Here is a 25,531-nt window from a genome sequence, read left to right as displayed (position 1 = left end):
CCCCACCCCGCCAGACGCTTACAGGAGCGCCTCATGACCGGGCAGGACCGCGACGGCACCATCGGCATCGACACCAGCAGGCCGCATCCCGCGCGGATGTACGACTGGTACCTCGGCGGCAAGGACAACTACCCGGTCGACGAGGCGATGGGCCGGCAGATGCTGGCCCTCGACCCGCGGGTGCCGGTGATGGCCCGGGTTAACCGCGCCTTCATGCACCGCGCCACCCGGTGGCTGGCCGGAGCGGGCATCCGCCAGTTCCTCGACGTCGGCACCGGCATACCGACCGAGCCCAACCTGCACCAGGTCGCCCAGCAGGTCGCCCCCGACGCCCGTGTCGTCTACTGCGACAACGACCCCATCGTGCTGGCCCACGCCGCCGCCCTGCTGCGCAGCACGCCCGAAGGGATCACCGAATACCTCCAGGCCGATGTACGCGATCCGGCCACCATCGTGGCGGGGGCCGCCAAGGTCCTCGACCTCACCCGCCCGGTGGCGCTCTCCCTGGTCGCGCTGCTGCACTTCGTCCCCGACGAGGACGGCGCGCACGAACTGGTGCGCCGCCTGCTGGCCGAACTGCCCTGCGGCAGCTACCTGGTGATGACCCACGCCACCGCCGACTTCACGCCGGAGGAGTCGGCGGCGGCCACGGCCACACTCAAGGCCGCCGGCGTCACGCTGGCGCTACGCTCCCGCGAGGACTTTGCCCGCTTCTTCGACGGGCTCGAACTCGTCGACCCCGGCGTCGAGATCGTCCACCGGTGGCATCCGGAACTCGGGGAGCCGGTGCCGGGACAGGACGACGGGGTCATTCCGGGGTACGGGGCGGTGGCGCGGAAGCCCTGACGGGGTAGGAGGGGGCATCCTGCGCAGTCACGGGGCCAGGGGATGGCGGCGTCTTTCCGGGTCGCGGGGCCCGGGGGTGGTGGCGTCTTCCAAGGTCACGGGGTCACGCGCGGCGGCGTCTCGCATGGTCATGCGGTCAGGGGGCGGTCGTACGGGCCGATCGGTGACGTGAGGCGAGTGCTGCCCGTCAGGTGGCGGTCGACCGCGGCCGCCACCGCGCGGCCCTCCGCGATCGCCCACACGATCAGGGACTGTCCGCGTGCCGCGTCACCGGCGGCGAACACGCCGGGGGCGTTCGTCGCGAAGTCCGCGTCCCGGGCGATCGTGCCGCGCGGGTCCATCGCCAGGCCGAGCTGGTCGATCAGACCGTCGTGCCGGTCCGGGCCCGTGAAACCGAGGGCGAGCAGGACCAGGTCCGCGGGCAGGGTCCGCTCGGTGCCGGGCAGCGGGCGGCGGTCCGCGTCCACCTCCACCAGATGCAGGCAGCGCACGTGCCCCCGCGCGTCCCCGGTGAAGCGCAGGGTCGACGCCGCGAACAGCCGCGCGTCCGCGTCCGCCGCGGGCGCCGTCCGCAGCTCGCGAGCCTCCTCGTGCGCGCCGGACAGCCGATAGATCTTCGGGTACGTCGGCCACGGCTCGGCGTCCTCGTCGCGCTCGGCGCCGGGCCTGCCGTAGATGTCCAGCTGGGTGACGGACGCCGCGCCTTCCCGCACCGCCGTGCCCAGGCAGTCCGCGCCTGTGTCCCCGCCGCCGACGATCACGACATGCCGCCCGCAGGCCGACAGCGGTGACCTTTCCAGGTCGCCCTCGCACACCCGGTCGGCCTGCGGAAGGTACTCCATCGCCTGGTGGATCCCGGCCAACTCACGCCCCGGCACGCCGAGTTCCCGCCATGCCGTGGCGCCGGTCGCGACCACGACCGCGTCATAGCGAGACCGCAGGTCGTCGGCCCCGACATCCCGTCCGACGGCCGTCGACGTGCGGAACTTGGTGCCCTCCGCCCGCATCTGCTCCAGCCGCCGCTCCAGATGGCGCTTCTCCATCTTGAACGCGGGGATGCCGTACCGCATCAGTCCGCCGAGCCGGTCGTCCCGCTCGTACACGGCGACGGTGTGCCCGGCCCGGGTGAGCTGCTGCGCCGCGGCGAGCCCGGTGGGGCCGGAGCCGATCACCGCCACCGTCCTGCCGGACAGCCGCTCCGGCGGCCGGGGCGGCGCGAACCCCTCCTCCCAGGCCCGGTCGGCGATCGCGCACTCGACGTTCTTGATCGTCACAGCGGGCTGGTCGATGGCCAGCACACAGCCCGCCTCGCACGGCGCCGGGCACAGCCGGCCGGTGAACTCGGGGAAGTTGTTCGTCGCGTGCAGCCGGTCGCTCGCCGCCCGCCAGTCCTCACGGGAGACCAGGTCGTTCCACTCGGGGATGAGATTGCCGAGCGGGCAGGCGTGGTGGCAGAACGGGACACCGCAGTCCATGCACCGGTCGGCCTGCTTGCTGATGATCGGCAACAGCGCCCCGGGGACGTACACCTCGTCCCAGTCCCGCACCCGTTCCTCCACGGGCCGGCGCGGCCAGTCCTGGCGGGGGGTCGTCATGAATCCCTTGGGATCGGCCATGGCCGTCTTCCTCGCGTCGCGTACGACAGGCCGTGCGCCACGGGGCGGCACATCCTGCGGCCACGATACGTCCGGACGGTCGGGCACGCAGGGTGGAGAACGGGCGGGGTGGGGGTGGGAGGAGGGAGGGAGCGAGCCGGGGCGGGGGCGGTCCCGCTCGGGCTCAGCGAAGCGCCGGCGTGCTCAGAGGAACGCCACTATGTAGGTCACGGCCGATGCGGCCGAGGCGATCGCCCGGACGTGGTTCCACCGCGTCCATTCCCGCACGTACGACGGCCAGTACGCGGCCGCCTCCGGGGTGCCCGCCGTGTGCCGCATCAGCGCGTCGTTGCGCGGCACGTTCGCCGCCGCCGTCACACCGAACGCCCCGAACAGATACAGCGCGCTGCCCAGCAGCAGCTCCACGGCTCCCTCCCGCGGCCACAGCACGAAGGTGACGACCGCGAGGACCGCGCACACCAGCGCCGCCCCGACGAACACCACCATGAAGGCCGGTGTCATCGCCGCCCGGTTGATCGCGTTCATCGCGGCGACGCCCTGCGCGGGCGGCAGCGCGGCGAGCCCGCGCATCACGAGCACGGAGAAGGCACAGAAGACGCCGGCCATCACTGCCGTCGCCAGCGCGCCCACCACCGCCAGCACCAGGTACGGTCCCTCGATCATGGCTCCCCCACCTCACGTCACGCAGCAAACGCCGTAGATCCTGCCCGGGCCAACGCCCGCCGTCATCCCCAGTCAAGCTCCACGGCCCGGGCACGCCCATGGCCGAGCCGCGCGGACACATGTGCATGCGTCCAGGGAGCGGGTGGGGGCACGGCTCACCCGGCGGACGGCAGCTCCCCGTGCCGCCACCGCGCGAGGACCGCCTCCAGGTGCGGTGCGATCCGCCGGCGTGCCTCGTGGCGCGGCACCCCGCTCATCAGCAGCCGGTCGTACGGCGTGTTCAGATGCCGTACGGCGGCCCGCACCGCCGCGGCCACCGCGTTCTCCGACAGTGCCCGGCCCGCCGCGCTGCGCCCCACCCGCCCGCTGCCGCGCACCGAGGCATGCGCGGCGATGGCCTGGGCCCGCTCCGCCGGGCAGCCGGGGAACAGCCGCCGGATCTCGGCCGCGAACGCCGCCGTGAACCGAGTGTCCTCGGCTGCCCGTCTGCGGGCGTCCCGTGTCCGGCGCCGCCGCCGAGCCTCCGCGTCCGCGAGACAGCGCTCCTCGGCCCGGGCCAGCGCCGCCTCCTCCACGAGGACGCCCTGCCGCTCGTAGCGCGCCTTGCGCCGGTTGAACCGCACGACCACCGCCGACAGGCCGCTCGCCTCTCGCGAGCGCCGGGTCAGCGCCGTGTCCCCGCGCGGCAGGAACACCAGGTGTCCCAGGTCGGCGCAGTCCAGGCAGCGCGGTACGCCGCTCTCCAGGACGAGCATCGGCAACGGACCACGCCGGCACGACGCGCACCGCTTGTGCCGCAACGGCTGTACGACGACAGGGCCGGGGCCGGGACCGGGGCCGGGGCCGGGACCGGTCGGGGGAGTCGCGGGAGACATACCCGGTTCATGCCCGCCCCCGGCCGCGACGCCACGCACCCCGTCGATCCGGGCGCACATGCCGTGCGGACCGGAGCGAACATGCCGGGCGGACCCGGGCGAACATGCCGTGCGGACCGGGATGAACCCGCCCGGCGAGCCGGGCGCACATGCCGCGCGGAGTGGGCGCTGGTGCCGCGTGGCGTGCGCGAAGGGGCCCTGCCTCCCATGCCCGCCTTTTCCCGGGGGCTCCGCCGCGGCCGCAGCGGCGGGTGTCGCATCATGGGCCCTGTGCGACTCGAAGCGATCACCTGGGACCGGCTCGCCGACCTGCTCGCGGAGCGGCTGCTCGACCTGACCCGTGCCGACGGCGGCCCCTGGCCGCGGATCGCCTTCGACGGCGCCCCGGCCGCCCGCCCGGGCGACCTCGCCGAGCGCGTGAGCCAGGCGTTGCGGGTCCACGGTCGCTCCTCCCTCGTCGTCGGCACCGAGGACTTCCTGCGCCCTGCGTCCCTGCGCCTGGAGTACGGCCGCCAGGACCTGGAGGCGTACTACGACGGCTGGGTGGACACCGGCGCCCTGTGGCGCGAGGTGTTCGGGCCGCTCGAACCCGGCGGGAGCGGACGCGTCCTGCCGGACCTGTGGGACCCGGTCGCCGACCGCGCGACCCGCAGCCCCTACATCCAACTCCCGCCCGGTGCGGTGCTGTTGCTGCACGGTCCCCTCCTCCTTCGGCACTGGTTCCCCTTCGATCTCACCGTTCACGTCCTCCTCTCCCCGGGAGCGCTGCGCCGCCGCACCCCCGAGGCCGAGCACTGGACCCTCCCCGCCTTCGACCGCTACGCCGAGGAGACCGACCCGGCGGGTACGGCCGACGTCCTGGTGCGCGCCGACGACCCGCGTCACCCGGCGTGGGGCGGGTGAGCGACGAACCGGAACCGGGCGGTCGGAATCGGGCGGTCGGAACCGGGCGGGTCGGGGCCGGGCGGGTCACGCGAGGGGTCCGGGCCGGACGGCCGAAGGTGCGGCCCGCGGCGGGCGTGGAGAGAATGGACGACGCCGGAACCGCGGTGCGTCCCGTGCCGCGCCGGCCGTCCGGCTCAGGGAGGTACTCCATGACCACTGCCGGAGACATCATGCACCCCGGTGCCCAGTGGATCCCCGCCCATGAAACCCTCGACCGCGCCGCCCAGCTGATGCGCGAACTCGACGTCGGCGCCCTGCCGATCAGCGACGAGAACGAGCGGCTGTGCGGCATCCTCACCGACCGCGACATCGTCGTGGGCTGCGTGGCGATGGGCCACGATCCCGCCCGCGTGACGGCCGGCGACCTGGCCAAGGGCACCCCGCGCTGGATCGACGCGAACGCCGACATCAGCGAGGTCCTGCGCGAGATGCAGGAGCACCGGATCCGCCGGCTCCCCGTCATCGACAACAAGAGGCTGGTCGGCATGATCAGCGAGGCCGACCTCGTCCGGCACCTGTCCGAGGGACAGATCGCGTCCTGGGCCGAGCGCGTCTACGCCCGCGGGTGAGCCGTACCCGCCGCACCTGCCGAGGTATCCGCCACACCGGCCCGGGTATCCGCCGCACCTGCCCGGGAACCGGTCGTCGCGGGCCCCGTGCACCGCTCGCCGCTGCCGCTGCGGGCCGTGACGGCCGCCGTCACAGCCAGCCGTTGCGCCTGAAGCCCCGGTACAGCGCCAGGCAGGCGACGGATATCACCCCGATGGCCAGTCCATAGCCGAACCTCCAGTGCAACTCGGGCATGTGGTCGAAGTTCATGCCGTACACGCCGCACACCATCGTCGGTACGGCGATCACCGCGGCCCATGCCGTGATCTTCCGCATGTCCTCGTTCTGCGCGACGCTGACCTGCGCGAGGTGCGCCTGGAGGATCGAGTTCAGCAGCTCGTCGAAGGCGGCGATCTGCTCCGTGGCACGCAGCAGATGGTCGGAGACGTCCCGGAAGTAGGCCTGTATCTCCGGCTCGATCACCCGCATCGGCCGGTCCGCGAGCTCCAGCAGCGGCCGGCCGAGCGGCACCACGGCCCGCTTCAGCTCCAGCAGCTCGCGCTTGAGCTGGTAGATGCGTCCGGGATCGACGCGTGCGCCGGTCTCCGCGAACACGTCCGTCTCCACCTGGTCGATGTCCGCCTGCACGGAGTCGATGACGCCGAGGTAGTCGTCAACGACATGGTCCGCGATCGCGTGCAGCACCGCGGACGGCCCCTTGGCGAGCTGCTGCCGGTCGGCCTCCAGCCCCTCGCGCACCGGTCCCAGGGAGCCGTGCCGGCCGTGCCGCACCGTGATGACGAAATCGGCGCCCACGAACGCCATGAGCTCCCCGGTGTCGACCACCTCACTGGTCGCCGTGAGCTCCTCGTGCTCGACGTAGCAGACCGTTTTGAACACCGCGAAGAGCACGTCGCCGTACCGCTCCACCTTCGGGCGCTGGTGCGCCTCGACCGCGTCCTCCACCGCCAGCGGGTGCAGGTCGAACAGCTCGGCGATGCCCGCGAACTCCTGGTCCGTCGGCTCGTGCAGACCGAGCCAGACGAAACCGTCCCCGCTCTTGCGCACCTGCCGCACGGCCTCCACCAGATCCGAGGCGGACGGTGCGCGCACCCCGCCGCGGTACGTCACGCAGTTGACCACCGAGGAGCCGAGCGGGGACCGCGCCGGATGACTCAGATCCACCTTCGGTCGCCGCCGGGCCAGCCGTGCCACCCCGCGCAGCCCGCTGACCCTGTCCAGCCTCGCGACCTTCCGCAGATTCCCTGCCATCGACATATGGATCTCCTCGGGTGGATCTCCCGCGCCGCATCGCCGCGCCCCTTCCCGGCGCGAGGACCGCGCCGGAGCCGCCAGTGTGCCAGTACGGTGCGACCGGCGGACGGGCCTGTGGGAGGCGGACATTCCGCTTGGTTCCCGCCTGTGGACGGCGAGATGCACGGACGCGGTCGGCGCCCCGGGCGTCGAGAGCTCCGCGCGAGCCGGACAACTGGGATGATCGCGGCATGACGCGAACCGACGACGGCTACCTCCTCGACAACCGGCAGAGTGAGGCGGCGGAGCGCTTCGACGCCTTCACCGACCTCTTCGACCCCGTCACGTTCCGGCACCTGGAGCGCCTCGGCGTCGGGCCCGGCTGGCGCTGCTGGGAGGTCGGCGCCGGCGGCACCTCCGTGGTCTCCTGGCTGGCCAAGAAGGTCGGCCCGACCGGTACGGTCCTCGCGACCGACATCGACACCACCCGGCTCGCCGCCGCGGCCCGGTCCCCGGTGGAGGTCCGCGTCCACGACGTGGGCGCCGAGGAACCGCCGGGGGACGGCTTCGACCTCGTCCACGCCCGTCTCGTCCTCGTCCATGTCCCGGACCGTGAGCGGGCGCTGGCGTCCATGGTGCGGGCCCTGCGCCCCGGCGGCCGGCTCCTGATCGAGGACGCCGACCCCGCCCTGCAACCGCTGGTCTGCCCCGACGAGCACGGTCCCGAGCAGCAACTGGCCAACCGGCTGCGCCAGGGCTTCCGCTCCCTGCTGGCCGACCGCGGCGCAGACCTGTCCTACGGCCGTAAACTGCCGCGTCTGCTGCGCGAGGCGGGTCTGCGCCAGGTCGAGGCGGACGCCTACTTCCCGCTCGCCTCGCCCGCCTGCGCCGCCCTGGAGGCCGCCACCGTCCGCCAGATCCGCTCACGGCTCGTCGAGGCCGGCCTCGCCACGGACGAGGACATCGACCGCCACCTGGCCAACGTCGCCTCCGGCGACATGGACCTGGCGACGGCTCCGATGATCTCGGCATCGGGGCGCAGGGCGTAGCCACCCGCCCGGGCGGGCCGGGACAGCGCCGGGGAGAGCCTGAGTTCCCGTCAGGTGCGCCGCCCGGGGCGACCGCCTGTCCGCGTCACCGCGAGCGCGCCCGCCCGGCAGCCTTCCGCCGCCGCCTCCTGCGGGGCGGCACCGGCCAGCAGCGCGGCCAGGAAACCGCCCGTGAAGGCGTCCCCGGCGCCGGTGGTGTCCCGGGCCTGCGTCGGCAGGGCCGGAACGCGGGCGCGCACGGCGCCGGACCTGGCCACCAGCGCTCCCTCGACGCCCGATGTCGCCACCACCAGCGGGACATGGCGGCTGAGCTCGGCCGCGGCGTCGGCCGCGTCGGGCAGCCCGGTGAGCAGGCACGCCTCGTCCCGGCTGGGCAGCAGCACGTCGATCCCGTCCACCAGCGTCAGGAACCGGTCCACCCCCAGCTCCTGAAGGAACCCGGCCGACGCCGGATCCACGCTGACCGGCACACCCCGCGCGCGTGCCGCAGCGAGAGCGGCCGCCACCAGCCCGCGGCTCGGCTCGGAGAACAGCAGATAACCCGACAGGTGCAGCCACGCCACACCGTCCAGCAGCGCGTCCGACCAGTCGCCGCGGTCCAGGCGCAGCGAGGCGCCACTGTCGGTGAGGAACGTCCGCTCCGCCGCGGCGCTGGTGTCCACCAGACAGATCACCGTCCCGGTCGGCGCCTCCGGGTCGAGGACCAACCGCGGCCGCACCCCGCACGCCTCGAGCTCCCGCGCGTGCCACTCGGCCGTGTCCGATCCGACGCGGCCGAGCAGCCGCACGTCGTGCCATCCCCGACTGGCTGCCCAGCAGGCCACGTTGGCGCCCGCGCCGCCGGGCACGATCCGGATCGCGGCGGCCGTGTCGGTGCCCCGGGCCGGCGCCCCGTGGTGCCGGGCGACGACGTCCGTCACCACGTCGCCCACGACCAGCAGCCCACCCGGCCGTGCCTGCCCGTGGCTGCCGTGATCCGATCCGTTCGCCCCCGCCGGGGCCGCCCCGCCCGCCTCGCTCACGCCCCGGTCCACGCCGCCGCGATGCGCGCCGCCAGTCGCACATTGCCGCGCACGGCCGCGAGATTGGCGCTCAGCGAGGCGCCGTCGGTGTGCCGCACCAGGTGGTCGAGCAGGAACGGCGTGACCGCCTGCCCGGTGACGCCCTCCGCCTCGCACGCGTGCAGCGCCTCGGCCAGCACCCGCGCGTGCAGCTGCGGATCGAGCTGTTCCGCCTCGGGCACCGGGTTGGCGACGATCAGCGCGGACTCCTGCGCCGCGAGCGCGTCCTGCGCCCGCATCACGGCGGCCACCTGCTCGGGCGTGTCCAGCCGCCAGTCGACGGGATGGCCGGAGTCGGACAGATAGAAGCCGGGGAAGCGATCCGTGCCGTACCCGGCCACCGCCACACCCAGCGTCTCCAGCCGCTGCAACGTCGCCGGGACGTCCAGGATCGACTTCACGCCCGCGCACACCACCGTGATCCGTGTGCGGGCCAGAAGTCCCAGATCTGCAGACTCGTCCTGGGTGAGGGTCCACTGCCGGTGCACACCGCCGAGCCCGCCCGTGGCGAAAACGCGCAGTCCGGCCAGCGCCGCGAGCTGGGCGGTCGCCGACACCGTGGTCGCCCCGCTCACCCCGGACGCCATGGCGAGCGGCAGATCGCGGTGGCCCAGCTTGCGGATACCGTCCTCGTTCGCGATCCGCTCCAGCTGCTCCTTGTCCAGGCCGACATGAGGCGTGCCGTCCAGCACGGCGATCGTCGCAGGGACCGCGCCCTGCTGCCGCACGGCGGCCTCCAGCTCCAGCGCCACCTGCAGATTGCGCGGCCGTGGCAGCCCGTGCGCGATGATCGTGGACTCCAGCGCCACCACCGGCCGACGGGCGGCGAGCGCCTCCCGTACCTCTTCGGACACCACCAGCACCACGGATGAGCCTCCTGTCTGTCGGTCCTGCCTCATCTCTGGCGGGCGGCGGCCCCGGTCAAACCCTTGCGCCGCTCGCGGACCACGATCAACCTGGACGCATGACGGACAACTCGCCGCGTCTCGACCATGTCGTCCTGTGGGTGCGCGACCCGGTCGCCGCAGCCGGCTTCTACGAGAAGGCGGCCGGCCTCGCACCGGTCCGGCTCGCCGAGTTCTCCGCGGGGCGGGCCCCCTTTCCCTCCGTACGGGTCAACGACGAGACGATCATCGACCTGATGCCGCTGAGCACGGCCCCGCGGATGACGATGCTGCCCGGCGCCGCGGACAGCGCGGGCCACCCGGTGAACCACATCTGCCTGTCCCTGCCCCGGGACGCCTTCGACGCCCTGCGCGCCCGTCTCCAGGAAAGCGCCGTCCCGGTGTCCGACCTCTCCCACGACTCCTTCGGCGCCCGCGGCGCGGCCCGACGCAGCTTCTACTTCCGCGACCCGGACGGCAACGTCTTCGAGGCCCGGCACTACGACTGAGCCGCGACCGGCGCCACCATAGCGCCGGCGCCCCAGCCGCCCGCGCCCTCAGAAGAGCGGTTCGGGCAGCACTCCCTCCAGAGCGAGCAGCTTGCGCTTGGTCTCCAGTCCGCCCCCGAAGCCGCCGATCCCGCCGTCGCTCTCCACCACCCGGTGGCAGGGCACCACGACCGGCAGCGGATTGGCCCCCATCGCCATCCCGACCGCCTGGGCCGCGCCCGGCTGGCCGACCCGCCGGGCCAGGTCGCCGTACCCGACGACCTGCCCGTAGGGCACGCCGTCGGCCAGCTCGCGCAGCACCTGGCGGTTGAAGCCGGAGATCAGCGACCAGTCCAAGGGCAGGGCGAAGTCCCGTCGGGCACCGGAGAAGTACTCCTCGACCTGGCGTATCGCCTCGGCCAGCAGCGGCGAGCCGGGCGCCTCGACGGGCTCGGCGCCGAGCCGGTCCGCCAGCCGCTCCAGCGCCCGCTCGCGGACCGCCTCGCTCGCGTGGAACACGACGCTGACCAGGCCCTCACCGGTCGCGGCCAGCAGCAGCGGGCCGATGCCGGTGTCCACGACGGCCCACACGACCCGCTGCTCGTCACCCCCATGGCTGTTCATGCGACCACCGTACGACCCGCCACTGACAACGCCCCGCGGGACCGGACCCGGGCCGCCCGGCCCGCCTACCCTCCGAGCGCCGCGCGCACGACGTCGGGCTTGTTGGAGATGACGCCGTCCACGCCGTAACCGGCGGCCTTGCGGGCGCTGGCCGCGTCGTCGACGGTCCAGGTCGAGACCTCCAGCGGCTTGCCGTGCGCGCCGACGAGGGCGTGGACGGCGTCGACGTAGGACGTGGAGAGGGAGCTGAACGTCGGGTTGATCTCGTCGACGTAGCCCGCGTAGCCCGGCAGGTCCGCCACGTGCGGGGTGCCGAGGAACGCGGTCTTCACCGCCGGCTTCAGCTGGTGCACCGTGCGCACGCTGTCCGCGCTGAAGCTCTGGATCACCAGGCGGTTCGCCACGTGCGGCGCGTCGAGCCAGCCCTCGTTGGCCAGGAGCTTGAGGGTCTGCCGCTCGATGCCCGGGTAGAGCTCCGGGTTCTTCAGCTCCAGCAGAAGACGCTCATGGTTGTGCTCGACCCGGCGCATGTACTGCGTGAGCGTCGGCACGCGCGTGCCCGCGAACTCGGGGCCGAACCAGCTGCCCGCGTCCAGACGGGCGATCTCGGCGGCCGTAAAGTCCTTCACCTTCCAGGGTGCGCGGTCGGGGTAGAGCTCCTCGACGTTCGTGGTGCGCTTGAGGCTGTCGTCGTGGATCACCACGAGCTTGCCGTCCTTGGTGCGCTGGACGTCGTTCTCCACCCAGCGCAAGCCGAGTGCGGCCGCCTTGTCGATGGCGGGCAGGGTGTTCTCGGGGGCGTAGGCCGAGGCGCCGCGGTGTGCGATCACCACGGGCGGCTCGTCGCTGGTCCCGGCTTGGGTGCCTTGCGCGGTGAGCAGGAGGATGGCGCTGGCCAGGAGCGCGGTGGTCGTGGCGGCAAGTGCGCGCGCGTGCATGCGGACTCCTCGCGTCGGACGATCACAGACAACGATCACAGACAGCTCAACTCTGACAGCAGAGCGTCAACGACGGGGGAGCGCAGAATGGCCACAAATTGAATGGAGTTGCCCAAGTCCGCTCACTGTGGGCGCACATCTGGGGCAAGGGTGTGTTTCTTTGCCGGAAAATCGTTCGACCATTCCGGTGGGGGTCATACTCTCTGCCTCAACCCTGGCCGCTGGTGCGCGCCCGGGAGGGGGTGCGTTTCAGGAGATTCCCGGGCGGAACAGGGTGGAAGGCAGCCGCGCATGCAGGGCACGGTCGACGGATTCAGCTACGGACTCGTCACACCGGTGGTGGCCTATCTCATGGCCTGCCTCGGGGGCGCCCTCGGGCTGCGCTGCACCACCCGCGCCCTGCTCTTCGCCCACTCGTGGCGCCCGGGCTGGCTCGCCCTCGGCTCGGCGGCCATCGGCTCCGGCATCTGGACGATGCACTTCGTGGCGATGATGGGCTTCAGCATCGACCAGGCCCCGATCCACTACGACAAAGCCACGACCTACGCGAGCCTCGCCGTCGCCGTCGTCATGGTCGGCATCGGGATCTTCATCGTCGGCTACCGCGGCGCCACCGGGACGGCGCTGTTCACCGGCGGCACCATCACCGGCCTCGGCATCGCCTCCATGCACTACCTCGGCATGGCCGGCCTGCGGTTCGACGGGCGGCTGGAGTACAACACCCTCACCGTCGCGGCCTCCGTCGTCATAGGCATGGCCGCCGCCACCGCCGCCCTGTGGGCCGCCGGGCAGGTCCGGGGCCTTGTGTGGAGCATCGGCGCCAGCCTTGTCATGGGCCTCGCCGTCAGCGGCATGCACTACACCGGCATGGCCGCCCTCAGCGTCCACCTGCACGGCACCGGCGCCCCCGGCGAGGGCGACTCGCCCGCGTCCCTGCTCGCCCCGATGCTGATCGGGCCGCTCGGCTTCCTCTGCCTGGCCGCGGTCGTGGTGATCTTCGATCCGCAGATGGTCGCGGGCCGGCCGGCCCGCCCCGCCCCCGTGCCCGAGCCCGGGGTCCCCGCCCACCCGACCGCCCACCGGCCCGGCCGCCGCGCGCCCCTGCGCCCCGGACGCGACCTCGGCCGACCCCGCTCGCGGGCCCCGCAGAACCACTGACCGGACCCCGTTGTCAGTGGTGGGTCGTACGGTTGATGTCATGCGGCCCGTTTCCCACATCGAACGCACGGTGGCGCCCATCGAGGTCGTCAGCCCCTACCAGCCCAACGGCGACCAGCCGACGGCCATCGCCGACCTGGCGCAGCGCATCCAGGCCGGCGAGAAGGACGTCGTCCTGCTGGGCGCGACCGGCACCGGCAAGTCCGCCACCACGGCGTGGATGATCGAGAAGCTCCAGCGCCCCACCCTGGTGATGGCGCCGAACAAGACGCTGGCCGCCCAGCTGGCGAACGAGTTCCGCGAGCTCCTGCCGAACAACGCGGTCGAGTACTTCGTCTCGTACTACGACTACTACCAGCCCGAGGCGTACGTCCCGCAGTCGGACACGTACATCGAGAAGGACTCCTCGATCAACGAGGAGGTCGAGCGGTTGCGGCACTCCGCGACCAACTCGCTGCTCACCCGGCGCGACGTCGTCGTGGTCGCTTCCGTCTCCTGCATCTACGGCCTGGGCACGCCGCAGGAGTACGTGGACCGCATGGTCCCGCTGAAGGTCGGCGAGGAGATCGACCGCGACGAGCTGCTGCGCCGCTTCGTCGACATCCAGTACACACGCAACGACATGGCCTTCACCCGCGGCACCTTCAGGGTCCGCGGCGACACCATCGAGATCTTCCCGGTCTACGAGGAGCTGGCCGTCCGCATCGAGATGTTCGGTGACGAGATCGAGGCGCTCACCACCCTGCACCCGATCACCGGCGAGATCATCAGCGACGAGCAGCAGCTGTACGTCTTCCCCGCCTCCCACTACGTCGCAGGGCCCGAGCGCATGGAGCGCGCCATCAAGGGCATCGAGGCCGAGCTCGACGAACGCCTGACCGAGCTGCGCAAGCAGGGCAAGCTCCTGGAGGAGCAGCGGTTGCGCATGCGCACCACCTACGACCTGGAGATGCTCCGCCAGATCGGCACCTGCTCCGGCATCGAGAACTACTCGATGCACTTCGACGGCCGAGCCCCGGGTACCCCGCCGAACACGCTGCTCGACTACTTCCCGGAGGACTTCCTCCTGGTCATCGACGAGTCGCATGTCACGGTCCCGCAGATCGGCGCCATGTACGAGGGCGACGCCTCCCGTAAGCGCACCCTCGTCGAACACGGATTCCGGCTGCCCTCCGCGCTGGACAACCGGCCGCTGAAGTGGGAGGAGTTCCAGCAGCGCATCGGGCAGACCGTCTACCTGTCGGCCACCCCCGGCACTTATGAACTGTCGCGGTCCAAGGGCGTCGTCGAGCAGATCATCCGCCCCACCGGCCTCATCGACCCCGAGGTCGTCGTCAAGCCCACCGAGGGACAGATCGACGACCTGGTGCACGAGATCCGCCAGCGGGTCGAGAAGGACGAGCGCGTCCTGGTCACCACGCTCACCAAGAAGATGGCCGAGGACCTCACGGAGTACTTCCTGGAGCTCGGCATCCAGGTGCGCTATCTGCACAGCGACGTCGACACCCTGCGCCGCGTCGAACTGCTGCGCGAGCTGCGGTCCGGCGAGTTCGACGTCCTGGTCGGCATCAACCTGCTGCGTGAGGGCCTGGACCTGCCCGAGGTCTCGCTGGTGGCGATCCTCGACGCCGACAAGGAGGGCTTCCTGCGCTCGGGCACCTCTTTGATCCAGACCATCGGCCGTGCCGCGCGCAATGTCTCCGGCCAGGTCCACATGTACGCCGACAAGATCACGCCGGCGATGGAGAAGGCCATCGAGGAGACCAACCGCCGCCGGGAGAAGCAGGTCGCCTACAACACGGCGAACGGCATCGATCCGCAGCCGCTGCGCAAGAAGATCAACGACATCGTCTCGCAGATCGCCCGTGAGGGCGTCGACACCGAGCAGCTCCTCGGCACCGGCTACCGGGCGAAGAAGGACGGCCGCGGCACCAAGGCGCCCGTGCCCTCCCTCGGCGCGCACACGGCCAAGGGGGCCAAGAGCACCAGGCCCGCCAAGGGCAAGGCCAAGGAGACCGTGCCGACCGACCAGCCGGCCACCGAACTCGCGGGGCAGATCGAGGAGCTCACCGAGCGGATGCGCGCCGCGGCCGCGGACCTGCAGTTCGAGATCGCGGCACGGCTGCGTGACGAGGTCTCCGAGATGAAGAAGGAGCTGCGCCAGATGAAGGAGGCGGGCCTGGCCTGACGGCCGTGGCCGAGCCGGGCCCCGGCCCCTCGCCCGGACCCCGGTGTGCACGCGCTGTGTTGCAAGACCGACACAAAGCATGCGCCGGGGTTCGGCACTGTCAGTGCCGCTGCGTAGGGTTCTGATCAACCGCGAAGCGTGCGGCAACAGGGGACTGCTCGAGAGGGGAATCAGCGCGTGACCGTCAACATGACCAAGGGTCAGGCCATCAGTCTGCAGAAGAACGACGGTGGCAGCCTGTCCGCGGTGCGCATGGGCCTCGGCTGGCAGGCGGCCCCCCGTCGCGGCCTGTTCGGCTCCCGCACCCGCGAGATCGACCTCGACGCCTCCGCCGTTCTCTTCGCGGACAAGCAGCCCGTCGACGTCGTCTTCTTCCGCCACCTCGTGAGCGACGACGGATCCGTGCGCCACACGGGCGACAACCTCGTCGGCGGCGTCGGCCAGGGTGGCGACGACGAGGCCATCCTCGTCGACCTGCAGCGCGTCCCGGTCCACATCGACCAGATCGTCTTCACGGTGAACTCCTTCACCGGTCAGACCTTCCAGGAGGTGCAGAACGCGTTCTGCCGCCTGGTCGACGAGACCAACGGTCAGGAGCTGGCCCGTTACACGCTCGCGGGCGGCGGCGCGTACACGGCTCAGATCATGGCGAAGGTGCACCGGTCGGGCGCCGGCTGGACGATGACGGCCCTGGGCTCCCCGGCCAACGGCCGCACCTTCCAGGACCTGATGCCGACCATCTGGCCGCTGCTCTAGGCGCGTAACGGCGGCAGGCGCGGGCGTCGCGCCACACGACACCACGACACGGTGACACCACGGGGGACTTGAGCGATGACGGCCGAGCTGGTGCGGGGGCAGAACCACCCGCTGGACCAGGTGCGCCTGGAGATCCGGGTCTCGGCCACCGCCCCGGTCGTGGCCGCCGCGACGCTCGTCGACGAGGCCGGCAGGGTGCGCGGACCCGAGTCCGTGGTCCATCCCGGCGCTCCCGCACTGCCCGGCCTCGAGGTCCCCCGGCAGGCGGCCGCAGCCCACCGTCTCGCGGTGGACCTGGGCGCGCTACCGGAAGCCGTGCACCGCGTCAACGTGCTGCTCGCCCTGCCCGCGGGCGGAGGCGGCCCGGTCCGCTTCGGCGCCGTCGCCGCCCCGTTCGTCGCCGTCACCGGCCTCGACGGCTCGGAGGTCGCCACCTTCACCCTCACCGGCCTGGACGCCGAGTGCGCGGTCATCGCCTTGGAGCTGTACCGCAGACAGGGCGCCTGGAAGGTCCGCGCGGTCGGCCAGGGATACGCCGGCGGTCTCGCGGAGCTCTTCGCCGACCAGGGACTGGCCGAGGCCCGGCAGCTGGCGAGCGACATCAACGAGGCGGTGTCCGCGGGGCTCACCCGCTCCGTCCAGGCGCCGCGCCTCCCCGGCAGCACGCCCGGCCGTCAACCGGCGCCCCCCGCACAGGGCGGCCTCACCACCCAGGACGACCCGACCACCCACGACGGCTCGGCCACCCACGACGGCTCGGCTTCGCACGGCGGCCCCACCCTTCAGGGCGGCCCCGCCCCGCAGGGCGCGCCCGGCGCCGTACCCCCGCAGCCCGCCGGCGTACCCCGGCAGCCTGTCGCTGTCCCCCCTGATGTCCCCGGGGCCGAGGGCGATGCGGCTGCCGTATCGGACCGGCCGTCACCGTCCCCACCCGGCGGCCCGATCGACTACACGCATCCGGGGCGGCGGCGCACCGCCCCGCCGCCGCCCGCGCCGAGCGCCCCCGTCCCGCCGCCCGGGCAGTCCGCCCAGCCCGTCGCAGGTGACGCGACCGGCTGGACGATGGACGAGCGGCTCTACAACCAGGTGTGGGGCATGTTCGAGGACTTCGCCCGCACCGCCGCCGCCTACCGCAGTGCCGTCGACTTCGCGGAGAGCCGGCAGGAGAAGGAGCTCGACGGGATCCTGTCCGACCCGCGCGGCCGGATCGGCGGTCAGGGGGACGCGGCCCGTGAGGAGACGCGGGCCCGGTACGGCGCGCTCGTCGAGCAGGCCCGGCAGGCGTTCGACCGGGACGAGGCCCAGCTGAAGGCGGAGGCCGAGGTCGTGGAACCCGCCCTGCCGCCCGCGTACGCCCGCTGGGACAGCCCGGTCTGGCACGGCTACCGGGTGCCGATGGAGATGCCGATGGCGTTGCGTCTGGGCGATCTGACCCTGCCCGAGAGCGACCGGCTGCGCATCCCGATGCTGGTGCGGCTGCCGCTGGAGCGCGGGCTGTGGATCGACAGCGGACGCGTGGCCTCGGAGGCCGGGGTCTTCACCGACGAACACGACAGGCGACGGCTCGCCATGGAGGCGGCGGTCGCGCATGCCGCGCGGCTGCTCGCCGTGCATCCGGCGGGGGAGTTCGCCGTCCATGTGATCGACCCGGCCGGTGCGGCGGCGCACGCCCTGGCGCCGCTGACGGACACCGGTGTGCTGGCCGGGCCGCCCGCCGTGGGTGCCGCCGGTGTGGCGGACGTGCTGGGGCGGCTGACGCAGCGGGTGGACCTGCTGCAGATGGCGGTGCGCGGCGGCGTGGCCGACTCCCTGCCGCCCGGTTTCGACACCGCCCAGCAACTGCTGGTGGTCAACGACTTCCCGCACGGCTTCGACGACCGCGCCGTGACCCAGCTGCGCTATCTCGCCGACGAGGGGCCCTCTGTCGGTCTGCATCTGATGATGGTCGCCGACCGTGAGGACGCCGCCGGTTACGGTCCGTTGCTGGATCCGCTGTGGCGGGCCCTGCTGCGGCTGACCCCGGTACCCGACGACCACCTGGCCGACCCGTGGGTCGGGCATGCCTGGACGTACGAGCCCTCGCTCGTACCGGTCGGCAGCCAGGTGCTCCGCCAGGTCCTGAACCAGGTGGCGGCGGAGCGGACCAAGTACGTGTAAAGAACCTCCCATCTGGGATTTTGAGCTTCTCTTTGCCAATCACTTTACCTTTCCTTGGTGATTGGGTACGGTTGATGGCACGGAGGGGAGTACTCCCTGTCACTGCGGCGTTCCCGTCAATACGGATCACCACTGATCCCGGGGCGTCGGCCCGTACGCGGGTGGAAGAGACCTCCGGTAGCGATGACGCCGGCTACGTGCCGTGATGACTGCCGGAGGTGCAGTGGACGTTTCAATGACCCTGTGGGTCCTGACCATCGTGGGCCTCGCCGCCCTGATCGCGGTCGATTTCTTCATCGGCCGCAAGCCGCACGACGTGTCCATCAAGGAAGCCGGCATCTGGACGGTCGTCTGGATCGCCCTCGCCGCGCTCTTCGGACTCGGCCTGCTCGTGTTCGGCGGCGGACAGCCCGCCGGCGAGTTCTTCGCCGGCTTCGTCACCGAGAAGTCGCTGAGCGTCGACAACCTCTTCGTCTTCGTCCTGATCATGGCGAAGTTCGCGGTGCCCTCGCAGTACCAGCAGCGGGTGCTTCTCTTCGGTGTACTCATAGCCCTGGTCCTGCGGGCCTTGTTCATCGCCGCGGGCGCCGCGATCCTCGCCAGCTTCTCGTGGGTCTTCTTCCTCTTCGGGGCCTTCCTGATCTGGACCGCCTGGAAGCTCATCCAGGAGGCCCGAGCCGACCAGGAGGACGAGGAGTACGAGGAGAACAAGCTGCTGAAGGCCGTCGAGCGCAGGTTCGGCGTCGCCGACCGCTACCACGGCACCAAGCTGTGGATCCGGCAGAACGGCAAGCGGATCATGACCCCGATGCTTGTGGTCATGCTGGCGATCGGCACCACCGACGTGCTGTTCGCCCTGGACTCCATCCCCGCGATCTTCGGCCTGACCCAGGACCCGTACATCGTCTTCACCGCCAACGCCTTCGCGCTGATGGGCCTCCGGCAGCTGTACTTCCTCATCGGCGGCCTGCTGAGGAAGCTGGTGCACCTGAGCTACGGCCTGTCGATCATCCTCGGCTTCATCGGCGTCAAGCTGGTGCTGCACGCGCTGCACGAGTCGGGCGTCCACGTCCCGGAGATCAGCATCCCGGTCTCCCTCGGCGTCATCCTCGCCGTCCTGCTCGTCACGACGCTGACCAGCCTGCGGGCCTCCCGCAAGCAGGCGGCCGTCGAGGCGGCGGAGTCGCACAGCGCGGACGCCCCGAAGGACAACGTCCAGGCCTGACGACGGCGGCTGGCCCACCTGACGAGCCGCAGGACGGCCGGGGGAGCGGGCGAGCGGACGCACCGCGCCCTCGGCCGTGGCCCCCGCCCCCGGTCCCGCCCGAGCCTCGCCCCCGGTCCCGTCCGGCCCTTCGCCCTCCGTGCCCCACCGACCGAGACCGCACCCCACCGACCGGGACCGACCCCCACCGACCGAGACCGCCCCCCACCGCCCACGACCGACCGAGAGGAGACGCCCTATCCCGCGCGGCAAGAACGCCACCACCCGAACCCCGGCACCGGAGGACACCGGACCGGCGCACACGCCGGACCACCGGAATGCGAAGCCCGCCCCCCTCTGCGACGATCGGCCCATGATCGTTCGGCTCAGGTCGCTCACCGCCCAGTGGACGTTCCTCGTGCCCCTCCTCGCGGTCGTGCTGCTGGTCTTCACCTGGGGACGCGACATGCCCGGCGCGGTCGTCGCGCTGATGACGGTGGTCCTCGCCGGTTCCGTCCTGGCCGCCGTGCACCACGCCGAGGTGGTCGCCCACCGGGTCGGCGAACCCTTCGGCTCACTCGTCCTCGCCGTCGCCGTCACGATCATCGAGGTCGCGCTGATCGTCACCTTGATGGCGGACGGCGGAGACAAGTACTCCACCCTGGCCAGGGACACGGTGTTCGCCGCCGTGATGATCACCTGCAACGGCGTCGTCGGAATCAGCCTGCTCGTCGGCTCGCTGCGCCACGGCACCGCGATCTTCAACCCGGAGGGCACCGGGGCCGCCCTCGCCACGGTGGCGACCCTGGCCACGCTCAGCCTGGTGCTGCCGACGTTCACCACCAGTAAGCGGGGGCCGGAGTTCTCCACGGCGCAGCTCACCTTCGCCGCACTGTCCTCGCTGATCCTGTACGGGCTGTTCGTGGCGACGCAGACCCTGAGACACCGCGACTACTTCCTCCCGCTCACCCGGGAGGGCCAGGTCATCACCAAGGACGACCACGCGCAGGCCCCCTCGGCCCGTACCGCGATGATCAGCCTGGGTCTGCTGGGCCTCGCGCTGATCGGCGTGGTGGGTCTCGCCAAGGGGGTGTCGCCGACGATCGAGAAGGGCGTGGCCGCCGCCGGGCTGCACCACGCCGTCGTCGGCGTGATCATCGCGCTGCTGGTGCTGCTGCCCGAGACGATCGCCGCGGTGCGCTCCGCGCGCCGCGACCGGGTGCAGACGAGCCTCAACCTGGCCCTCGGTTCGTCCATGGCCAGCATCGGCCTGACCATTCCCGCGGTCGCCCTGGCGTCCGTCTGGCTGTCGGGACCGCTGGTTCTCGGTCTCAACTCCCTCCACATGGTGCTGCTGGCCCTGACCGTGGTGGTCGCCTCGCTGACCGTCGTACCGGGCCGGGCCACACCGCTGCAGGGCGGCGTGCACCTGGTGCTCTTCGCGGCGTATCTGGAGCTGGCGATCAACCCCTAGGAGTTCCTAGGAGTCCCTAGGACCTCTGGAACCCCTGGCAACCCCTTGGGAAGCGTCCCCCTCGCGCCGGCCGGCGATCAGTCCACCGCGGCCGGGCGGATGACCGGCGCCGGCACCGGGCGGGTCTCCGGCAGCAGGGCGAAGCAGCCGAGGCTGAGCAGCGCGATCCCCGTCAGATACGCGCCGACGCCCCACGGCACCCGCCCGCCCTGCTCGGCCAGCGCGGTCGCCACGATCGGGGTCAGCGCGCCCCCGAGGACCCCGCCGAGGTTGTAGCCGACCGCCGCGCCCGTGCAGCGCACCCGCGGCTCGTAGAGTTCGGGCAGGTAGGCGGCGATGACGGCGAACATGGTGACGAAGGCGATCAGGGCGCCCGCGATGCCGAGGAACATCGGCAGCGGCTCACCCGTGGCGAGCAGCGCGACCATCGGGAACATCCACAGCGCGGAGGCCGCACACCCCGCCAGGCACAGCGGCCGCCGCCCGAAACGGTCGCCCAGCATCGCCACCAGCGGCGTCAGCGCGCCCTTGAGCACGACGGCCGCCATGATGCAGCCCAGCATCACGGGGCGGCTCACCCCGAGCCGTTCCGTCGCGTAGGCCAGCGACCACGTCGTCACGGCGTAGAAGATCGCGTAACCGGCGGCGAGCGCACCGGCCGTCAGCAGGACGAGCCGCCCGTGGTGGCGCACGATCTCGGCGAGCGGCACGCGCGCGTGGTCGTCGATCTCCAGGAATCGCGGGCTCTCTGCGAGCGACGACCGCAGCCACAACCCGCCGAGCGCGAGCACACCCGCCGCCCAGAACGGCACCCGCCATCCCCACGCGGCGAACTCGGCGTCCGTCAGCACGGCAGTCGACGCCAGCACCATCGCGTTGGCGAGCAGGAACCCGACCGCCGGCCCCACCTGCGGGAAGCTCGACCACAGCGCCCGGCGCTCCGGCGGGGCGTGCTCCGCGGTGAGCAGCACCGCACCGCCCCACTCGCCGCCGAGCCCGAGCCCCTGCACAAACCGCAGCACGACCAGCAGCACCGGGGCGGCGGCGCCGATCGAGCCGTACGTCGGAAGACAGCCGACGCCCACCGTCGCCGCCCCGGTGAGCAGCAGGGAGGCGATCAGCACCGGCCGCCGCCCGCGCCGGTCCCCGATGTGCCCGAAGAGCACCGAGCCGAGCGGGCGGGCGACGAACCCGACGCCGAACGTCGCGAAGGCGGCCAGGGTGCCCGCCAGCGGAGAGAACGCGGGGAAGAACAGCGGGCCGAGGACCAGGGCGGCCGCGGTGCCGTAGACGAAGAAGTCGTAGAACTCGATGGCCGTGCCCGCGAGCGAGGCGGCCGCGAGCCGTGGCATGGACGGTGTCCCCACGCTGCGTACGTCGTGCATGCCGCGTCAACAGCCCGCCGTCACCGACGGTTACGGGGCGCGCGGAGGCACTGGGCTCTCAGGGGACGAAGGCGATACGCGCCGGCAGGGGGAGGGGAGGGCCCGTCGGCGGGCCGGCGCACCGTGATAAACCGAGGAGCGAGCGGCGGTCCTGCTGGGCCGCCCACCCCCGACCGGACCGGAGGAACCGTGCCCCGCACCCTGGCCAACGCCCCGATCATGATTCTCAACGGCCCCAATCTGAACCTGCTCGGGCAGCGCCAGCCGGAGATCTACGGCTCCGACACGCTCGCCGACATCGAGGCCCTGTGCGCCAAGGCGGCGGCCGCGCACGGCGGCACGGTCGACTTCCGGCAGTCCAACCACGAGGGCGAGCTGGTCGACTGGATCCACGAGGCACGGCTGAACCACTGCGGGATCGTCATCAACCCGGCCGCCTACTCCCACACCTCGGTCGCGATCCTCGACGCCCTCAACACCTGTGACGGCCTGCCGGTGATCGAGGTGCACATCTCCAACATCCACCAGCGGGAGTCCTTCCGGCACCACTCCTACGTCACGCTGCGCGCCGACGGCGTCATCGCCGGGTGCGGGGTGCAGGGGTACGTCTTCGGCGTGGAGCGGGTCGCCGCGCTGGTGGGGGCCGCACAGGCCGACGCGTAAGCCCCGCCTGCCATGGCGGGGCGCCCCTTACCGGACGCCGGATCGCCGACCCGCATCCGCCGACCGGCGCCCGGCGTTCGGCGGCACCCCAAAAGGCGCCCCGCTACAGCTGCCCCGCTACAGCCGCCCCGCCTCCACGATCCGCCGCAGGAAGCGCTGGGTTCGCTCCTGCCGGGGGTCGCCGAAGACCTCCTCCGCGGTGCCGCGCTCCAGGACGACCCCGCCGTCCAGGAAGCACACCTGGTCGGCGACGTCGCGCGCGAATCCCATCTCATGGGTGGCCAGGACCATGGTCATGCCCTCGTCCTTCAACCCGCGCACCACGTCGAGCACCTCGCCGACCAGTTCCGGGTCGAGGGCCGCGGTGATCTCGTCGAGCAGCAGCAGCCGGGGCCGTACGGCCAGGGCGCGCACGATCGCCACGCGCTGCTGCTGGCCGCCGCTCAGCCGGTCCGGGTAGGCGCCCGCCTTGTCGCCGAGGCCGAGCCGCTGAAGCAGCTCACGCGCGTGTGCCTCGGCGTCGGTGCGGGAGGCGCCGTGCACCCGGCGCGGGGCGAGGGTGATGTTGTCCAGCACGGTCATGTGCGGGAAGAGGTTGTACGCCTGGAAGACCACGCCGATCCGGCGCCGTACCGCGTCCTGGTCCACCCGCGGGTCGGTGATCTCCTCGCCGTCCAGCCAGATCGCCCCGTCGTCGATCTCCTCCAGCAGGTTGGCGCACCGCAGCAGCGTCGACTTCCCGGAGCCCGAGGCGCCGATCAGCGCGGTCACCGTGTGCGGCGCGACCTCCAGGTCCACGTCCCGAAGGACGACCGAACCGCCGAAGGTCTTGCGGACGGACTCCATACGCAGCACGGGTGCGTCGCTCACAGGGAACCTCCTTGTGCCCGCTGCCGGTCCGTCCGGGCCGTCACCCAGTCCGTGAGGCGGGTCATCGGGATGGTCAGCGCCACGAAGACCAGCCCCGCGACGATGTACGGCGTGTAGTTGAGGCTGCGGCCCACGATGATGTCCGCGGCCCGTACCGCGTCCACGGCGCCGCCGATCGACACCAGCCCGGTGTCCTTCTGCAGCGACACCAGGTCGTTCAGCAGCGGCGGCACCTGGCGGCGCACGGCCTGCGGCAGCACGACGTACCGCAGCGCCTGACGATTGGTCAGGCCGAGGGAGCGGGCGGCGGCGCGCTGTGAGGGGTGGACGGACTCGATGCCGGCGCGGAACACCTCGGCGACGTACGCCGAGTACGTCAGCGTCAGCGCCGTACCGCCCAGCAGGACCGGATCGACGCTCACGCCCTGCAGTCGCAGGGCGGGCACCCCGAGGACCACGATCATCAGGTTGATGATGAGCGGCAGCCCGCGGAAGAAGTCCGTGTACGCCGCCGCCAGCACCCGCAGCGGGAAGAACACCGGGCCGCGCAGCGTGCGGGCGATGGCGATCAGCATGCCGAGGACCAGCACGGCGGCCCCGCAGACCAGCAGCAGGCGCACGTTCAGCCACAGCCCGTCGAGGACCTTCGGCAGCGCCTCGCGCGCGTACCGCGCGCTGAAGAAGGTCTCCTTGGTGCGCGGCCAGCCGGGCGCGTTCACCACGACGAGGTAGAGCAGGACGCCCGTGACGAGCGTGGAGAGTGCCGCGACGGCCGTGGCGCGCCGGGCGCGGGCGCGCCGGAACCGCTCCCGCTCCAGCCGGCGCCCCGACGGGGTGTACCCGTCGGGCATGCCGTCGCCGCCCGAGTCCTTGCCGGAGTCCTCTCCCGACTCCTCCTTCATGACGGTCATCGCGGCTCCGTCACTTCAGCACCGGCGCGTCGACGGCGTCGGAGAGCCATTGCTGCTCCAGCTTCGCGAGCGTGCCGTCCTTGCGCAGGGCGTCCACGGCGCTGGTCACGCACCCGGTGAGCGCGCTGTCCTTGTCGAGGACCAGGCCGAACTGCTCCCGCGCGGCGCCCTGGTTCTCGAACTGCCCGACGATCTTCGCGTCCGTCACCTCGGCGGAGGTGATGTAGAAGGCGGTGGGCAGGTCGACGACGATGGCGTCGACCTGACCGTTCTTCAGTGCGGACTTGGCCTGGTCGTTCTTGGCGTACGCGGCCGGGGCCCGGGTCGGCCGCACGACGTCGTCGATGTAGTTCAGGCTGGTGGTGCCGACCTGGGCGCCCAGCTTCAGGCCCTTCAGGTCGGCGATGCTCGTCGCCTTCGCGGCCTTGCTGTCCTTGAGCGCGATGACGGCCTGGCGGACGTCGTAGTAGCCGGACGAGAAGTCCACGGCCTGCTTGCGCTCGTCGCTGATGGAGACCTGGTTGACGTCGAAGTCGAAGGTCTTCTCGCCGGGCGCGAACGCCTTGTTGAACGGCACGCTCTGCCACACCACGGCGTCCCTGCCGTAGCCGAGCCGCTGTGCCACGGCGTAGGCGACCGCCGACTCGAAGCCCTCGCCGTTCGCGGGCTTGCCGTCCTTGAACCACGGCTCGTAGGCGGGCTCGTCGGTGGCGACGGTGAGTTTGCCCGTCGTCTTCGTGGCCAGCTTCCCCGGGGCGCAGGACGAACCGCCGGCCGAGCCCGACGGCTTGGCCGCGGCGTTTCCCTCCGGCTGCGGCGCGCAGCCGACGGCGGTGGCGAGGAGGGCTACGGAGGCGGCGGCGACGGCGCCGCGCAGGACGCGCAAGGCAGGGTGCATGGCGGGAGAGTGGCAGCGATCACCGTGTTTGTCGAGGTCACGTCGACGTTTGTCCGCATGCTGGGAGGGGGTGTT

General features: G+C 72.1%; 24 protein-coding genes. 12 read left to right on the top strand and 12 right to left on the bottom strand.

Annotated features, from left to right (window positions below):
- Window positions 1-33 precede the first annotated feature (33 nt).
- A complete protein-coding gene (locus AC0B9F_RS00570) occupies window positions 34-846 on the top strand; it encodes an SAM-dependent methyltransferase (RefSeq protein WP_471997988.1) in 813 nt (270 codons plus the stop codon).
- 128 nt (window positions 847-974) lie between these two features.
- On the opposite strand, the gene AC0B9F_RS00565 is transcribed toward AC0B9F_RS00570, so the two are convergent.
- From AC0B9F_RS00565 to AC0B9F_RS00555, 3 genes are all read right to left on the bottom strand, one after another.
- Window positions 975-2,462, bottom strand: a complete 1,488-nt coding sequence (locus tag AC0B9F_RS00565) for a glutamate synthase subunit beta (protein ID WP_471997987.1) — start codon at window positions 2,460-2,462, stop codon at window positions 975-977.
- Window positions 2,463-2,645: 183 nt separating this feature from the next.
- Window positions 2,646-3,125, bottom strand: a complete 480-nt coding sequence (locus AC0B9F_RS00560) for an anthrone oxygenase family protein (RefSeq protein ID WP_471997985.1) — start codon at window positions 3,123-3,125, stop codon at window positions 2,646-2,648.
- A 155-nt stretch (window positions 3,126-3,280) separates the two neighbouring features.
- On the bottom strand, window positions 3,281-4,000 hold the full coding sequence (locus tag AC0B9F_RS00555) for a DUF2293 domain-containing protein (protein ID WP_471997984.1): 720 nt from the start codon (window positions 3,998-4,000) through the stop codon (window positions 3,281-3,283).
- A gap of 261 nt (window positions 4,001-4,261) precedes the next feature.
- On the opposite strand from AC0B9F_RS00555, the gene AC0B9F_RS00550 reads away from it, so the two are divergent.
- Window positions 4,262-4,903: a nucleoside/nucleotide kinase family protein gene (locus AC0B9F_RS00550; protein ID WP_471997983.1), complete on the top strand. Its 642-nt coding sequence runs from the start codon at window positions 4,262-4,264 to the stop codon at window positions 4,901-4,903.
- 191 nt (window positions 4,904-5,094) lie between these two features.
- A complete protein-coding gene (locus AC0B9F_RS00545) occupies window positions 5,095-5,514 on the top strand; it encodes a CBS domain-containing protein (protein WP_471997982.1) in 420 nt (139 codons plus the stop codon).
- A gap of 130 nt (window positions 5,515-5,644) precedes the next feature.
- On the opposite strand, the gene AC0B9F_RS00540 is transcribed toward AC0B9F_RS00545, so the two are convergent.
- The gene (locus tag AC0B9F_RS00540; protein WP_471997980.1) at window positions 5,645-6,772 is read right to left on the bottom strand and encodes a magnesium and cobalt transport protein CorA; all 1,128 of its coding nucleotides are present in this window, start codon (window positions 6,770-6,772) and stop codon (window positions 5,645-5,647) included.
- Window positions 6,773-6,999: 227 nt separating this feature from the next.
- On the opposite strand from AC0B9F_RS00540, the gene AC0B9F_RS00535 reads away from it, so the two are divergent.
- The gene (locus AC0B9F_RS00535; RefSeq protein WP_471997979.1) at window positions 7,000-7,797 is read left to right on the top strand and encodes a methyltransferase domain-containing protein; all 798 of its coding nucleotides are present in this window, start codon (window positions 7,000-7,002) and stop codon (window positions 7,795-7,797) included.
- Window positions 7,798-7,847: 50 nt separating this feature from the next.
- On the opposite strand, the gene AC0B9F_RS00530 is transcribed toward AC0B9F_RS00535, so the two are convergent.
- Together AC0B9F_RS00530 and AC0B9F_RS00525 are read right to left on the bottom strand one after the other, a co-directional pair.
- Window positions 7,848-8,738 carry a carbohydrate kinase family protein gene (locus AC0B9F_RS00530; protein WP_471998969.1) on the bottom strand — a complete coding sequence of 297 codons (891 nt, stop codon included), beginning with the start codon at window positions 8,736-8,738 and terminating at the stop codon, window positions 7,848-7,850.
- A gap of 77 nt (window positions 8,739-8,815) precedes the next feature.
- Window positions 8,816-9,724, bottom strand: a complete 909-nt coding sequence (locus AC0B9F_RS00525; RefSeq protein WP_471997978.1) for a pseudouridine-5'-phosphate glycosidase — start codon at window positions 9,722-9,724, stop codon at window positions 8,816-8,818.
- 98 nt (window positions 9,725-9,822) lie between these two features.
- Here AC0B9F_RS00525 and AC0B9F_RS00520 point away from each other — a divergent pair, with 98 nt between their 5' ends.
- Complete coding sequence (locus AC0B9F_RS00520) at window positions 9,823-10,251, top strand: VOC family protein (RefSeq protein WP_471997977.1); 429 nt, start codon at window positions 9,823-9,825, stop codon at window positions 10,249-10,251.
- Window positions 10,252-10,299: 48 nt separating this feature from the next.
- Here the strand turns inward: AC0B9F_RS00520 and AC0B9F_RS00515 are convergent, their stop codons facing one another.
- Both AC0B9F_RS00515 and AC0B9F_RS00510 read right to left on the bottom strand, forming a co-directional pair.
- Entirely contained in the window at window positions 10,300-10,854 is a 555-nt protein-coding gene (locus AC0B9F_RS00515) for a methylated-DNA--[protein]-cysteine S-methyltransferase (protein ID WP_471997975.1), read from the bottom strand.
- Window positions 10,855-10,919: 65 nt separating this feature from the next.
- The gene (locus tag AC0B9F_RS00510) at window positions 10,920-11,792 is read right to left on the bottom strand and encodes a glycerophosphodiester phosphodiesterase (RefSeq protein WP_471997974.1); all 873 of its coding nucleotides are present in this window, start codon (window positions 11,790-11,792) and stop codon (window positions 10,920-10,922) included.
- A gap of 291 nt (window positions 11,793-12,083) precedes the next feature.
- Between AC0B9F_RS00510 and AC0B9F_RS00505 the strand changes: the two genes are divergently transcribed.
- From AC0B9F_RS00505 to AC0B9F_RS00480, 6 genes are all read left to right on the top strand, one after another.
- Window positions 12,084-12,950, top strand: coding sequence for an MHYT domain-containing protein (locus tag AC0B9F_RS00505; protein ID WP_471997972.1), 867 nt, complete (start codon window positions 12,084-12,086; stop codon window positions 12,948-12,950).
- A gap of 40 nt (window positions 12,951-12,990) precedes the next feature.
- A complete protein-coding gene (uvrB, locus tag AC0B9F_RS00500; protein WP_471997971.1) occupies window positions 12,991-15,138 on the top strand; it encodes an excinuclease ABC subunit UvrB in 2,148 nt (715 codons plus the stop codon).
- A gap of 177 nt (window positions 15,139-15,315) precedes the next feature.
- Entirely contained in the window at window positions 15,316-15,894 is a 579-nt protein-coding gene (locus tag AC0B9F_RS00495; protein ID WP_471997970.1) for a TerD family protein, read from the top strand.
- Window positions 15,895-15,969: 75 nt separating this feature from the next.
- The gene (locus tag AC0B9F_RS00490; protein ID WP_471997968.1) at window positions 15,970-18,051 is read left to right on the top strand and encodes a TerD family protein; all 2,082 of its coding nucleotides are present in this window, start codon (window positions 15,970-15,972) and stop codon (window positions 18,049-18,051) included.
- A 223-nt stretch (window positions 18,052-18,274) separates the two neighbouring features.
- Window positions 18,275-19,276 carry a TerC family protein gene (locus AC0B9F_RS00485; protein ID WP_471997967.1) on the top strand — a complete coding sequence of 334 codons (1,002 nt, stop codon included), beginning with the start codon at window positions 18,275-18,277 and terminating at the stop codon, window positions 19,274-19,276.
- A 352-nt stretch (window positions 19,277-19,628) separates the two neighbouring features.
- Entirely contained in the window at window positions 19,629-20,729 is a 1,101-nt protein-coding gene (locus tag AC0B9F_RS00480) for a calcium:cation antiporter (RefSeq protein WP_471997966.1), read from the top strand.
- 77 nt (window positions 20,730-20,806) lie between these two features.
- Here AC0B9F_RS00480 and AC0B9F_RS00475 read toward each other — a convergent pair whose 3' ends face one another.
- Window positions 20,807-22,081: an MFS transporter gene (locus AC0B9F_RS00475; RefSeq protein ID WP_471997965.1), complete on the bottom strand. Its 1,275-nt coding sequence runs from the start codon at window positions 22,079-22,081 to the stop codon at window positions 20,807-20,809.
- Window positions 22,082-22,303: 222 nt separating this feature from the next.
- On the opposite strand from AC0B9F_RS00475, the gene aroQ reads away from it, so the two are divergent.
- Entirely contained in the window at window positions 22,304-22,777 is a 474-nt protein-coding gene (gene aroQ / locus AC0B9F_RS00470) for a type II 3-dehydroquinate dehydratase (RefSeq protein WP_471997964.1), read from the top strand.
- A 117-nt stretch (window positions 22,778-22,894) separates the two neighbouring features.
- On the opposite strand, the gene AC0B9F_RS00465 is transcribed toward aroQ, so the two are convergent.
- From AC0B9F_RS00465 to AC0B9F_RS00455, 3 genes are read right to left on the bottom strand one after another with little or no spacing between them, the layout of a single operon-like run.
- Window positions 22,895-23,623 (bottom strand): amino acid ABC transporter ATP-binding protein, encoded by a 729-nt coding sequence (locus AC0B9F_RS00465; protein ID WP_471998968.1) that lies wholly within the window; start codon window positions 23,621-23,623, stop codon window positions 22,895-22,897.
- 20 nt (window positions 23,624-23,643) lie between these two features.
- Window positions 23,644-24,558, bottom strand: a complete 915-nt coding sequence (locus tag AC0B9F_RS00460) for an amino acid ABC transporter permease (protein ID WP_471997963.1) — start codon at window positions 24,556-24,558, stop codon at window positions 23,644-23,646.
- Window positions 24,559-24,568: 10 nt separating this feature from the next.
- On the bottom strand, window positions 24,569-25,456 hold the full coding sequence (locus tag AC0B9F_RS00455; RefSeq protein WP_471997962.1) for an ABC transporter substrate-binding protein: 888 nt from the start codon (window positions 25,454-25,456) through the stop codon (window positions 24,569-24,571).
- Window positions 25,457-25,531: the final 75 nt, after the last annotated feature.

This window comes from Streptomyces sp. NPDC097129 (genome assembly GCF_055668065.1).
Note: the sequence above shows the minus strand (reverse complement) of the source record. Positions and strands in the feature narration are given on the sequence as shown.

Coding starts and splice junctions, on each gene's coding strand:
- AC0B9F_RS00570 (WP_471997988.1), top strand. CDS start 34: ATGACCGGGCAGGACCGCGACGGCACCATCGGCATCGACACCAGCAGG.
- AC0B9F_RS00565 (WP_471997987.1), bottom strand. CDS start 2,462: ATGGCCGATCCCAAGGGATTCATGACGACCCCCCGCCAGGACTGGCCG.
- AC0B9F_RS00560 (WP_471997985.1), bottom strand. CDS start 3,125: ATGATCGAGGGACCGTACCTGGTGCTGGCGGTGGTGGGCGCGCTGGCG.
- AC0B9F_RS00555 (WP_471997984.1), bottom strand. CDS start 4,000: ATGTCTCCCGCGACTCCCCCGACCGGTCCCGGCCCCGGCCCCGGTCCC.
- AC0B9F_RS00550 (WP_471997983.1), top strand. CDS start 4,262: ATGGGCCCTGTGCGACTCGAAGCGATCACCTGGGACCGGCTCGCCGAC.
- AC0B9F_RS00545 (WP_471997982.1), top strand. CDS start 5,095: ATGACCACTGCCGGAGACATCATGCACCCCGGTGCCCAGTGGATCCCC.
- AC0B9F_RS00540 (WP_471997980.1), bottom strand. CDS start 6,772: ATGTCGATGGCAGGGAATCTGCGGAAGGTCGCGAGGCTGGACAGGGTC.
- AC0B9F_RS00535 (WP_471997979.1), top strand. CDS start 7,000: ATGACGCGAACCGACGACGGCTACCTCCTCGACAACCGGCAGAGTGAG.
- AC0B9F_RS00520 (WP_471997977.1), top strand. CDS start 9,823: ATGACGGACAACTCGCCGCGTCTCGACCATGTCGTCCTGTGGGTGCGC.
- AC0B9F_RS00515 (WP_471997975.1), bottom strand. CDS start 10,854: ATGAACAGCCATGGGGGTGACGAGCAGCGGGTCGTGTGGGCCGTCGTG.
- AC0B9F_RS00510 (WP_471997974.1), bottom strand. CDS start 11,792: ATGCACGCGCGCGCACTTGCCGCCACGACCACCGCGCTCCTGGCCAGC.
- AC0B9F_RS00505 (WP_471997972.1), top strand. CDS start 12,084: ATGCAGGGCACGGTCGACGGATTCAGCTACGGACTCGTCACACCGGTG.
- uvrB (WP_471997971.1), top strand. CDS start 12,991: ATGCGGCCCGTTTCCCACATCGAACGCACGGTGGCGCCCATCGAGGTC.
- AC0B9F_RS00490 (WP_471997968.1), top strand. CDS start 15,970: ATGACGGCCGAGCTGGTGCGGGGGCAGAACCACCCGCTGGACCAGGTG.
- AC0B9F_RS00480 (WP_471997966.1), top strand. CDS start 19,629: ATGATCGTTCGGCTCAGGTCGCTCACCGCCCAGTGGACGTTCCTCGTG.
- AC0B9F_RS00475 (WP_471997965.1), bottom strand. CDS start 22,081: ATGCCACGGCTCGCGGCCGCCTCGCTCGCGGGCACGGCCATCGAGTTC.
- AC0B9F_RS00465 (WP_471998968.1), bottom strand. CDS start 23,623: ATGGAGTCCGTCCGCAAGACCTTCGGCGGTTCGGTCGTCCTTCGGGAC.
- AC0B9F_RS00460 (WP_471997963.1), bottom strand. CDS start 24,558: ATGACCGTCATGAAGGAGGAGTCGGGAGAGGACTCCGGCAAGGACTCG.
- AC0B9F_RS00455 (WP_471997962.1), bottom strand. CDS start 25,456: ATGCACCCTGCCTTGCGCGTCCTGCGCGGCGCCGTCGCCGCCGCCTCC.